The organism is Facklamia sp. P9177 (assembly GCF_050409585.1).
Classification (GTDB): domain Bacteria; phylum Bacillota; class Bacilli; order Lactobacillales; family Aerococcaceae; genus Facklamia.
Map to the genome: position 1 here is coordinate 1 of NZ_JBNUPE010000051.1, position 583 is coordinate 583.

At 39.3% G+C, this 583-nt stretch carries 1 protein-coding gene; it reads left to right on the top strand.

Annotated elements, in window-relative coordinates; all coding sequences use genetic code 11:
* Positions 1-278: 278 nt before the first annotated feature.
* Complete coding sequence (locus ACQV18_RS09405; protein ID WP_428893015.1) at positions 279-539, top strand: hypothetical protein; 261 nt, start codon at positions 279-281, stop codon at positions 537-539.
* Positions 540-583: the final 44 nt, after the last annotated feature.

Genomic DNA, 583 nt, shown 5'->3' on the forward strand with positions numbered 1-583 from the left:
CTCAGAATGTAAAAATCCGCCTGCATGCAATGCAGGAGACCTGGATTAGATCTCTGGGTCGGAAAGATCCCCCGGAGAAGGGAATGGCAACCCACTCCAGTATCCTTGCCTGGAGAATCCCATGGACAGTCTAAAGGGTCACAAAGAGTTGGACATGACTGAAGTGACTTAACCTGTGTGCATTTATGTATATAGTTACCATATTATAAATTTACATTCAAAAAATGAAGATCATGGCATCTAGTCCCATCACTTCATGGCAAATAGATGAGGGAACAATGGAAACAGTGACAGACTTTATTTTGAAGGGCTCCAAAATCACCACAAATGGTGACTGCAGCCATGAAAATAAAAGACACTTGCTCCTTGGAAGAAAAACTGTGACTAACCTAGACAACATATTAAAAAGCAGAGACATTACTTTGGTAAAAAAAGTTCCAAAAGCTATGGTTTTTCCAATAGTCATGTATTTATGTCAGAGTTGGACTGTAAAAAAAGCTGAGTGCCAAAGAATTGATGTTTTTGAAATGTGGTGTTGAAGAAGACTCGAGAATCCCTTGGATTCCTTTCAAAATCAATACAG